The 7,730-nt window shown below is 63.2% G+C and carries 9 protein-coding genes and 1 pseudogene; all 10 read right to left on the reverse strand.

The window, feature by feature from the left end:
- Positions 1–634, reverse strand: a pseudogene (locus tag HC022_RS14910) (IS5 family transposase); the annotation flags it as partial.
- Positions 635–1,587: 953 nt separating this feature from the next.
- The gene (locus HC022_RS29670; protein ID WP_303049069.1) at positions 1,588–1,713 is read right to left on the reverse strand and encodes a hypothetical protein; all 126 of its coding nucleotides are present in this window, start codon (positions 1,711–1,713) and stop codon (positions 1,588–1,590) included.
- Positions 1,714–1,731: 18 nt separating this feature from the next.
- A complete protein-coding gene (locus HC022_RS14915; RefSeq protein WP_167452976.1) occupies positions 1,732–2,052 on the reverse strand; it encodes a hypothetical protein in 321 nt (106 codons plus the stop codon).
- An 81-nt stretch (positions 2,053–2,133) separates the two neighbouring features.
- Complete coding sequence (locus HC022_RS14920) at positions 2,134–2,280, reverse strand: hypothetical protein (protein WP_167452977.1); 147 nt, start codon at positions 2,278–2,280, stop codon at positions 2,134–2,136.
- A 229-nt stretch (positions 2,281–2,509) separates the two neighbouring features.
- Positions 2,510–2,710 (reverse strand): hypothetical protein, encoded by a 201-nt coding sequence (locus HC022_RS14925; RefSeq protein ID WP_008884429.1) that lies wholly within the window; start codon positions 2,708–2,710, stop codon positions 2,510–2,512.
- 921 nt (positions 2,711–3,631) lie between these two features.
- Positions 3,632–4,855, reverse strand: coding sequence for an NADH:ubiquinone reductase (Na(+)-transporting) subunit F (nqrF, locus tag HC022_RS14930; RefSeq protein ID WP_167452978.1), 1,224 nt, complete (start codon positions 4,853–4,855; stop codon positions 3,632–3,634).
- Between the two features lie 19 nt (positions 4,856–4,874).
- Complete coding sequence (nqrE, locus tag HC022_RS14935; RefSeq protein ID WP_008885326.1) at positions 4,875–5,483, reverse strand: NADH:ubiquinone reductase (Na(+)-transporting) subunit E; 609 nt, start codon at positions 5,481–5,483, stop codon at positions 4,875–4,877.
- Entirely contained in the window at positions 5,483–6,136 is a 654-nt protein-coding gene (locus HC022_RS14940) for an NADH:ubiquinone reductase (Na(+)-transporting) subunit D (RefSeq protein ID WP_008886324.1), read from the reverse strand. Before HC022_RS14940 ends, nqrE begins: the two co-directional genes overlap by 1 nt.
- A complete protein-coding gene (locus tag HC022_RS14945) occupies positions 6,136–6,936 on the reverse strand; it encodes a Na(+)-translocating NADH-quinone reductase subunit C (protein ID WP_167452979.1) in 801 nt (266 codons plus the stop codon). Before HC022_RS14945 ends, HC022_RS14940 begins: the two co-directional genes overlap by 1 nt.
- The coding region (locus tag HC022_RS14950; protein ID WP_167452980.1) for an NADH:ubiquinone reductase (Na(+)-transporting) subunit B at positions 6,929–7,730 on the reverse strand (802 nt) is incomplete at its 5' end. The genes HC022_RS14945 and HC022_RS14950, both read right to left, overlap by 8 nt.

The following is a 7,730-nucleotide window of genomic DNA, read 5'->3' on the forward strand; positions in this document are numbered from 1 at the left end:
CGTCCTCGGGGATCTGGCCCGACAGGTCCGGCAGGACGGGGCTGTCACCTTCCCGGCTGGGGGGGGGAACTCGACGGCCCGGATGTCCGAGGTGGCGGTGTCCATCGCCAGATGCACCTTGCGCCATTGGCGGCGGCCCTGAATGCTATGCTTGCGGGCCTGCCATTCGCCGTCGCCAGGAAACCTGATGCCGGTGCTGTCTGTCACCCGGCAGGGTATTGCGAAGCAATGTCCCGAGAGGGCACCAGAAGAGTCAGCGGCCTTTCGGCACGGCGAAAGGGGATCTGCACCTTGAGGGTCTTCTGTCTGCGGCACAGCGTCGAGTCGTCCGGAACAGGCCAGTCCAGCCCTGCCAGGCGCAGGAGGCTCGCGACCATCCCGGCTGTCTGCCTGAGCGGCAGCCTGAACAGAACCTTGATCCCCTTTCGGGACCTTGTTGCACAAGGCCCTGTCGGGCAGTGGACAGGCAGACCTGGATCGCGGCATTCGAAAAGACCGGCGGGCGCCCCTTATGCTGCGGGTGCCAGGTCATCTCCTGGCCCAGCCAGATCAGCAGCGACCCGCGCTTCCTGAGCGCATCGATGTCGGTGGACCAGGTCGTCGTGCGGTAACGGGCGGGCTTGGGCTCGCTCAGGCTGCTCGTCTAACCGCATGGAGTCCGATGTGACTCCTTCACCGGCTGAGTTCTGCAACAATGCCGCTTTCCAGCCATGTCATAGTCCTCCTGTTCACCGAAATCCTGCGGACTTCGCGCATCCTGGCTTGAGCACTTTGACGGGGCCGGCTCAGACGACGGTGTTCATGGTTCGGTTCATTCGGATCGCCAATGATGGTTAGCGGCGGGGGAGCCCGGGACCCCGAAAAGAGCGGCCGACCGTAATTTGAGTTGCGACTTGGTCCTCAGCTTTCACGCTCCCGATGTAGGGTCACAGGGACACCGTTCCGGGTGCGGCGCGAGCGTCGGACGGCAGGCTTTCGGAGGATTCCGCGGACCCGTTGATGTTACTCTAACATTTTGGAAATATGGCGAAATTGTGGCACTGTCCTCGTGCTTCACTTGAGTCGTTTCCATCTTGGAAACTGTCGGTTAGGTGGCGCGGTCTTGCCCAAAAGCGCGTCATCTCATTTTATCATTCTGATAATTGCAGAGCTTACATTTATTTATTCTTAATGTCTCACCCGCCATCGTTGTGTGGCCAAATTCTTTCAGCAACGCAAAGATGAGGTGACTCGACAGGGCCTTAGCGATCCATCAATCTGATAATTGTCCCGTGTTCGTCTAATGTCTTCGTGGCTCGTGAGTGGTGGCGTCCAGGGATCCTTCGATGAAAGCCAGAGATTTTCCTCTGGTGTCGGTGGGTCTGGGGCATCTTAGAAGTATGACTTTTCAGTACCTGTTCGCCCCGGTTTTGGCATCATGTCCGAGCCGGGGCGTTTGGTTTGAAAAGGCCGAGTTTTCGCCCGCGCGCCGCTTCCCGAACATCCTCCAGACCACGGTTCTACAGACGACCGTCCTCCAGACCCCAGCCTGAAGCTCCGCCGACAGGCCTGTGCATTTCAGCTCGTGCCGCTTCGGCTGGCTCCGCCTCAGAACTCGTGGCGGTAGGAGACGCGCGGTGTCTCGTCTTGGCCGAGATCACTGTCGATGTAGGAGCCGAAAACCGCGAGCGTGTCCCGGGCGCTCAGGCCCGCGCCCAGCGAGATACCGCTCAAGTCATCCGTGCCACGGGTCTAGAGGCCGCCGCTCAGCAACGTCAGCCGCTCGGCCAGCGGCCGGATGGCGAAGAGCCCGGCACAGCCGCTGTCGTTGCTCACCTTGACGGTGAAGCGCTTCGAGAGGTCGAGGCCGGTCACCGCGATGCTGCCCTCGCTGCAGGTGTAGCCGTAGGGCGTGGAGAGCTGCCATTGGCCGGTCTTGAGCCCCGTGGCAGTCAGCGGCAAGGTGCCTCCGAGCGAGCAGCGCGTCTGCTCGGAGCCGTTGTCGAACTCGTTGTTCGAGGCGGAGAAGGCCAGGATCGCGAAGGAGAAGAGGTGGACGCCCCGACCGACCACTGGCCGCTCTCCGTTATCCGCGCGTTGAGCCTGGTCTCCGGTCCGAAAGCGAGGGAGCCCGAAACCGGGATCTCGTCGGAATTACGAGAGCCCGGCCTTGGCGGCGAGCTTTGTGGGGGCCTCGGCGGCATTTTCCTGTTGCGCGGCGCCGGTGCCGGCGAGGAGCCGCGCGAATGCGGCAGAGGCGGTGCGGCGCAGGATGCGCGCGGGTGAGGTGACCGCGGACATGGTGGAGACGCGACCTCCTGGGACTGTCGCAAACCTCTGGCGCGCGGCCCGGGCATCCGGAAGGGGCACGGGTTCGACAATACATGCGAGTCCGCCTCGCGTGCATCCCTTATGAGGGAGTGTCCTGTCTCGGCCCGTATCGGCCGGTACCGGTTGTCGGGGGCGGTCCTGCCCAGATTGCCCCGCCCGGAGGCGAGGGCCCCGGCTCGAGACGCCGGGGCAGCGTGTATCAGGCGTGGTAGCGCCGGATCTCGTAGCCGAACTGCAGCCGGTCGATGAGCGCCTGCTGGGCCTCGATGATGGCCGCAGCTTCCCGCCGGTCGGCAAGGATCTGCATGAAGTCGATCTGAGAGGTCTGGCCACCGTCGGGGCTGCAGGAGGGGAGCTTTCTGGACTGAAGGCGCTGTACGATATCGATCTCGTCGGTCATAGGAAATGTCCCCCTTTACTTACTGTCTTCTGAAGCGGGCCTCTGTCTCTGCCGGCTTCGGGTCCGGTCGCGTGGCAGCGTGCCGTCCCTGCACAAGGTGTAGCCCGGACCGGGGGGTGCCCGCGACAAGACGAAGGGATCGCTGCCGGCCTAGTCGGATGAAGCACCTATCCGAACGGGTAGGGCAGCGCTCCGACGGCCCCGCCCTGACGCCGCGTAAAGAGCTATTGTCGGGTCCGGACGGCCTTTGCCCCCCTGATTTCCTTGGAGACTTCGACTCGCAGTGCAGGCGCCGAACGGCCTGGCGGGTCGGCGCCTGACGGGCGGAACGGGACAGGTCAGGCGCGTCGCGATGCTGGACTTACATATCGCTCCGCGGGGGCCTCGGAACGATCTGACTGGCGATGTCGGGGAGGGGTGGGCGGACGCAGCGTTCAGGACATGGCTTGGGGCCAGAATCTGATGTGAGTGGTGGCGCTTGCTGCGTCCGCAATACGACTGAAACACCTCCGTAAATCGATTGTCACCGGGCAACATGTGTCACCTCTGACACAAGTTGTGTCAGTTCAGGTTACGGTTGTTTTTCCGTTTTTGAATACGACCATACATAGGTAAACAAGGTCACTGGCACCACTGGAACACTCCGACCAAGTGCGGACGCAGCGGGAGCAGGGGACAGGCTGCTGTCTGTTCAGTTATCGCTACGACCAGACGCTGCGTCCGCGGGATCAGAATAGCTCCGATCGCATGCATCAATCATGATCTGAGTTGATACAACTTTGCCGAAACTTGTGTCAGTCGGGCGTCTGCATGTGCACAAACAGTGCCGCCCTGACGCGCCGGGGGGCGCGCGGAACCGGGTCCCCGAAACGAAAACGGGGAGGCCGAAGCCTCCCCGCCGTGTCTGTGGTGGTGCCTGGATCAGCCGCCGAAATCGTCGAGCATGATGTCCTCGCGATCCACACCCAGCTCCAGCAGCATGTTGATCACCGACTGGTTCATGATCGGCGGTCCGCACATGTAGAACTCGCAGTCCTCGGGGGCAGGGTGGTTCTTGAGGTACTCTTCGTAGAGCACGTTGTGGATGAAGCCGGTGTAGCCCTTCCACTCGTCCTCGGGCAGGGCGTCGGACAGGGCGACGTGCCATTCGAAGTTGTCGAACTCCTTGGCCAGCTCGTCGAAGTCCTCGACGAAGAACATCTCGCGCTTGGAGCGGGCGCCGTACCAGAAGGTGATCTTGCGATCGCGGTTCTCGAGGCGCTTGAGCTGGTCGAAGATGTGCGAGCGCATCGGCGCCATGCCCGCGCCGCCGCCGATGAAGACCATTTCCTTCTTCGTGTCACGGGCGAAGAACTCGCCGAACGGACCGGAGATGGTGACCTTGTCGCCGGGCTTCAGGTTGAAGATGTAGGACGACATCTGACCCGCCGGGATGCCGGAGGAGCCCGGCGGCGGCGAGGCCACCCGGACGTTGAGCATGATGATGCCCTTCTCGTCGGGATAGTTCGCCATCGAATAGGCGCGCTCAATGGGTTCGTCGACCGTCGACTCGTACTGCCAGAGATTGAACTTGTCCCAGTCGGGGCGGTATTCCTCGGCGATGTCGAAGTCCTTGTAGGACAGCTTGTGCGCGGGGGCCTCGATCTGGATGTAGCCACCGGCACGGAAGTTGACGTCCTCGCCCTCGGGAAGCTCCAGCACGAGGTTCTTGATGAAGGTCGCGACGTTGTCGTTGGAGCGCACGGTGCACTCCCACTTCTTGACGCCGAAGACCTCTTCGGGGACCTCGATGTCCATGTCCTGCTTCACGGCCACCTGGCACGAGAGGCGGTCGCCACAGGCGGCCTCGCGCTTGGTGATGTGGCTTTCCTCGGTGGGCAGGATCGACCCGCCGCCCGAGTGCACCCGGACGCGGCACTGCGCGCAGGTGCCGCCGCCGCCGCAGGCGGAGGGGACGAAGAGCTTCTGGCCGGCAAGGGTCTGCAGCAGCTTGCCGCCCGCCGGGACCGAGATGGTCTTCTCGCCGTTGATGGTGATGTTGACGTTGCCCGAAGACACCAGTCGCGAGCGCGCGGCGATGATGATGCTCACCAGCGCGATCACGATGAGGGTGAAGAGGACGACGCCCAGGCTGAAAGTTAGCATTGCCAGTAAGTCCTCCGGCTCAGAGTTTCACGCCACTGAAGGACATGAAGGCCATCGCCATCAGACCCGCGGTGATGAAGGTGATGCCGAGACCCTGCAGCCCGTCGGGGATGTCTGAGTACTTCAGCTTTTCGCGCACGCCGGCCATGGCGGTGATCGCCAAGGCCCAGCCGAACCCGGAGGACACGCCATAGGTCAGCGCCTCGGGGAAGTCGTAGGCGCGCTCGACCATGAAGAGCGAGCCGCCGAGGATGGCGCAGTTCACCGTGATGAGGGGCAGGAAGACCCCCAGCGCGTTGTAGAGCGGCGGGAAGTACTTATCGAGCACCATCTCGAGGATCTGCACCAGCGCGGCGATCACCCCGATGTAGGAGATCAGGCCGAGGAAGGTGAGGTCTACGTCCGGGAAACCGGCCCAGGCGAGTGCGCCCGGCGCCAGCAGATAGTGCAGGATCAGGTTGTTTGCCGGCACGGTGATCGCCTGCACGATCATGACCGAGATGCCGAGACCCATCGCCGTCGAAATCTTCTTCGACACGGCGATGAAGGTGCACATGCCCAGGAAGAAGGACAGCGCCAGGTTCTCGACGAAGACCGCCTTTACGGCGAGTGAGACGAGACCTTCCATCAGTGTGCCTCCACGCTCTGGATCTTGTATTCACGCTCTTCGACCTGCTTCGGCTTCCAGGTGCGGATCGCCCAGATCAGCAGCCCGATGACGAAGAAGGCGGACGGCGGCAGCAGCAGCAGGCCGTTGGGCACGTACCAGCCGCCGTTGTTGACCGTCTCGAGCAGGGTGATGCCGAACAGCGAGCCCGAGCCGAAGAGCTCGCGGATCACGCCCACCGTCATCAGGATGAGCCCGTAGCCCATGCCGTTGCCGATGCCGTCGATGAAGCTGGCCACCGGCGGGTTGCTCATGGCGAAGGCCTCGGCGCGGCCCATCACGATGCAGTTGGTGATGATCAGGCCCACGAAGACCGACAGGGTCTTCGAGATCTCGTAGGCATAGGCCTTGAGCACCTGGTCCACCAGGATCACCAGCGACGCGATGATGACCATCTGCACGATGATCCGGATCGAGCCGGGGATCTGGTTGCGCAGCATCGAGATGAACATCGACGAGAAGGCGGTCACCAGGGTCACCGCGATCGCCATCACCAGTGCCACCTTCAGCGACGAGGTCACCGCGAGCGCCGAGCAGATGCCCAGCACCTGCAGGGTGATCGGGTTATTGTCGATAAGCGGATCGACAAGTTGCGACTTGCGTGTGTGAGCCATCAGATCTCTCCTGCCTTCAGCCGCTCGAGGAAGGGGCCGTAGCCGTCTTCGCCCATCCAGAAGCGGACAAGGTTGTCGACGCCGCGCGAGGTCAGGGTCGCCCCGGCCAGCGCGTCGATGTAATAATCGGGGAAAGAGGAGGGGGCGCTCTTGGCGTCGGTGATCTGGGGTTTTTCTTCTTCTTCACGCAGCTTCCAGAGCGCCTTCCAGCGGGGGTTGTCGACCTCGGCGCCAAGACCGGGGGTTTCGCCGTGCTGGTAGAACTGCAGGCCGTAGATGTCGTTGCCATTCTCTTCCAGCGCGATGAAGCCGTAAAGCGTCGACCACAGGCCGTAGCCTTCGATCGGCAGGATCACCTTGTCGATGCTGCCATCGTCGGCACGCAGGATGTAGATCATCCGGAACGCCTGCATGTGGCCGCCGAGACCCGCCGGGTCCTCGTCGAGCGCCCGCACGATGGCGGGGTCGTTCGAGGTGGCGAGCTGGTCGAAGGTCTTGATGTCGAACTCGTCGGTGAACTCGCCGGTGGCGAGGTCGAGCACGTGCGGTTCCATCGACTCGAAGGCCTCGGCCACGGGCACGTTCGGGTCGTAGACGCCGGCCACTTCAAGCACGTTGGTCTGCTTGTCGCGCAGCTTGTTGGCCTCCTGCACCGGGCGCAGCGACACGGCGGCGGCGGACACCACCATCGAGGCCACGAGGCAGAGCGCCACGGCGACCGTCACTGTCTTGACGACGGAGTCGTTGGGCATGTCGAGGAAGCGGCGGATGAAGCCATTGTTCTCGTTCGCGTCAGACATTGCGCTTGGCCCTCCGTTTGATGTTGGCCTGCACCACGAAGTAGTCGATGAGCGGCGCAAAGACGTTGCCGAACAGGATCGCGAGCATCATCCCTTCCGGGAAGGCCGGGTTGATGACGCGGATCATCACCACCATGAAGCCGATCAGCGCCCCGTAGATGTAGCGCCCGACGTTGGTGTGGCTGGCCGAGACGGGCTCGGTCACCATGAACACGAGGCCGAAGGCGTAGCCGCCGATGACCAGGTGCCAGTACCAGGGCATGGCGAACATCGGGTTGCTGTCCGAACCGATGAGGTTCAGCAACGACGAGAAGGCGATCATGCCCACGAGACAGCCGAGCACCAGGCGCCAGTTGGCGATCTTGGTGACCAGCAGGAAGGCGAGGCCGATGAGGCAGGCGATGGTCGAGGTCTCGCCGAGACAGCCCTGGATCGTGCCGATGAAGGCGTCCATCCAGGTGATGCCGCGCTCAGGCAGGGCGGCGTAGCCGTCGCTGGCGCCGATGGCGAGCGGGGTCGCGCCCGAGAAGCCGTCGACCGGCGTCCAGATCGTGTCGCCGGACATCTGCGCGGGGTAGGCGAAGTAGAGGAACGCCCGGCCGACCAGCGCGGGGTTCAGGAAGTTCTTGCCGGTACCGCCAAAGACCTCCTTGCCGATCACCACGCCGAAGATGATGCCGAGGGCGACCTGCCACAGCGGCGCCGAGGCCGGCATGATCAGGGTGTAGAGCATCGAGGTCACGAGGAAGCCCTCGTTCACCTCGTGGCCGCGGACCACCGCGAAGATCACCTCG

Source organism: Salipiger sp. HF18, assembly GCF_011806505.1.
GTDB classification, from domain to species: domain Bacteria; phylum Pseudomonadota; class Alphaproteobacteria; order Rhodobacterales; family Rhodobacteraceae; genus Salipiger; species Salipiger thiooxidans.